The sequence below is a fragment of the Marinitenerispora sediminis genome (assembly GCF_003336425.1).
In the GTDB taxonomy this organism is placed as follows: domain Bacteria; phylum Actinomycetota; class Actinomycetes; order Streptosporangiales; family Streptosporangiaceae; genus Marinitenerispora; species Marinitenerispora sediminis.
The window spans coordinates 1-2,446 of record NZ_QEIO01000281.1 but is presented as its reverse complement, the minus strand read 5'-3'; the positions used below and the strand labels follow the sequence as shown (position 1 = coordinate 2,446).

The window sequence follows — 2,446 nt, the reverse complement described above, 5'->3', positions numbered from 1 at the left end:
AAGAAAGCAAGTTATAGGCAAGAGTTCCTCTTGCCGGGCGGTGGCTGGGATGTTTTCGCAGGTCAGCGGGCTTTTCGGGCTGAGGTCAGGGCGTTTGGGGCGCGGGGCTCGGGTTCGTGGTGGCCGGGGGCGCGCAGGGATCTAGCGATCCGAGAAGGAGAAGCAACATGGCCCGTAAGCCGAAGCCGCCGAGGCCGACCCCGAACAACGAGAAGAAGTGGTGCGGCATCTGCAAGACGAACACCCGAGGCACCTCGACGTGCGCCGGGTGCGGTAGCCCCCGGTAGTGATCCGGTCGAAGGTTTAACGACCTCCAGATAGGGTAAACTCTACAGTGAAGGTCTTTGATAACTGAACAGTGGAGAGGAGGTGAGCAGATGCCCCCCGTCTGGGCCGTTCTGGCCAACGGCGACGACGACACCAGCGACCTGCCCGACTGGGCGAAGGACATGAAGCCGGGCCCGATGGCCCCCCAGCGCTGATCCGCTCCCGGGGCTCCGGGTGATCACCCGGAGCCCCGGCCACCACGAACCCGAGCCCCGCGCCCCCAAGAACGGGAAGTGCGCAGGTATCGCGGCGTCGCGGGCATAGCGTGTCGTATCGGGGTGATACCTGCGTCCGGGGTCTGGTCGCCTCGGGCGCGGTCGGGTTTTTGGGACCGGCCGGCGGGTGCGCGGCGGGGTGGTTGACGGTGGCCGGGAGGGCCGGGGAGCCGCGCGTCGGGCCGACGCGAGCACGCGCCCCAGCGCGCGCGGCGGCGAACCGGGCCGCGCACCCGCACGACGAAGCCGCCCACGCATAACGCATGGGCGGCTTCCTTGAACCTGTAGGGAAAATCTGAACACGCCGCCGACTCAGCACCAGATCGCGGCCGGTTCACCAGGTCAGCGGGCGTGTCCACCGCGCGGGCTGCTCACCCTGGACCACGTACCTCCGAGCGCGGCCGGCGCCCGCGGAGCCCCCGCCAGCGCGGAGCTCCCGCACCTGCGGGCCTGCGCGATAAAGTCACGCCCACAAAAGAAACGGCCGGGAGTTAGCGGCTCCCGGCCGAAAAGGTCTCCGCTGCAAACGAAAGACGTCATGAGTGTATCGACTCGTGCCCCCCGGGCACAGCGCCCCGCCGCCCCCGCGACCATCACTGGGGGTGCCCGGTGATCCGCCTCCGCACCCTGCGCCCCGCCCGCTTCGTGCAGCTCCCCCACGATGCGTTGGATCGCCTGCCGGACTTCAACGCGGTCGGCCTGCTGGCGCACGTGCTGCGCCATGACGACGGCTGGGACTTCAGCCTGGACCGCCTGGTCGCCTCCAAGGCCGGGATCGGCCGTCAAGCGGCCTACAAGGCCATGCGGACCCTGATCGCGCATGGCTACGTGGTCAAGGTGAAGTGGCAGGACAGCGGGGGCCTCTGGCACACCGACGTGTTCCGCGCCGCCGACCCGCACACCGCCGACGATCTCGCCGAGATCGCCACCATGTACGCCCCAGGGGAGTCCGTGCGCGGCGGCCTCCTGATGAGCTGGCGCGGTAACGAATCCCTCTCAGAACTGGCATCTCCGCAGGTCGCACCGACCGACGGGTTTCCGACGGTCGGTTCACCGACGGTCGGTCCCTCGACGGTTAAAGAGAAGAACAAGAAGAAAAACATCAAGAACTCCTCCCCTCCCCTCCCCTCCCCGCGCGCTGAGGACGCGGCGGGCGAGTGCGGTCATGCGGCCGGGAGGGAGGATGAGGCTGCGCCCGAAGCCGAGGAACCACCGCCACCACCGCCACCACCGCCGCCGAGCGGTGACGAGGCGCTGAGGCGCGCTGAGAGCCTCGTGGACGCCGCTGTAGGCCGCTGGCCCTCCCGGCATAGGGCGCCGGGCCCCCGAGACCGTCAGCGGCTGTCTCAGCGCGTTCTGAGCGAACTGAACAACGGCGGCGACGAAGCGGTGATCCTCGACGAGCTCACCCGCGACCTCGCCGACGCCGGCTCGGCGGTGCGCGTCGTGCTCGGCGCGCGCACCCGCACACCCGGCTGGGGCCGCCCCAGCGACCCCAGGCCGCCCGCAGACGCCTACACCGTCACCGGACCCAAGCCGGCCTGGTGCGGCCGCTGTGAAGAGCGCACACGCCTCGTGATGGCCATCCGTGCCGACGGCAGCGAGGGGATGCGCCGCTGCCCCCATTGCCACCCCGTCCCCCAGCTGTCCCACCGCACCCAGGAGCCCGAGGACAGCGGGTTGTCCGCGGTAGCCAAAGCGGCCACCCGCGACGTTCGCGCCTTGCTCGCCCGACTCCGCACCTAGCCAGCCAGCTACCGCAGTCCCTCACTGTGAGGGACTGCTTAGCCATGTTCACCCTCTTGAAGAAAGCAAGTTATAGGCAAGAGTTCCTCTTGCCGGGCGGTGGCTGGGATGTTTTCGCAGGTCAGCGGGCTTTTCGGGCTGAGGTCAGGGCGTTTGGG

The 2,446-nt window shown here is 69.2% G+C and carries 1 protein-coding gene; it reads left to right on the top strand.

Annotation, left to right across the window (positions count from 1 at the left end):
* The first annotated feature begins 1,151 nt into the window (after positions 1 to 1,151).
* Entirely contained in the window at positions 1,152 to 2,288 is a 1,137-nt protein-coding gene (locus tag DEF28_RS26245) for a hypothetical protein (RefSeq protein ID WP_114400874.1), read from the top strand.
* Positions 2,289 to 2,446: the final 158 nt, after the last annotated feature.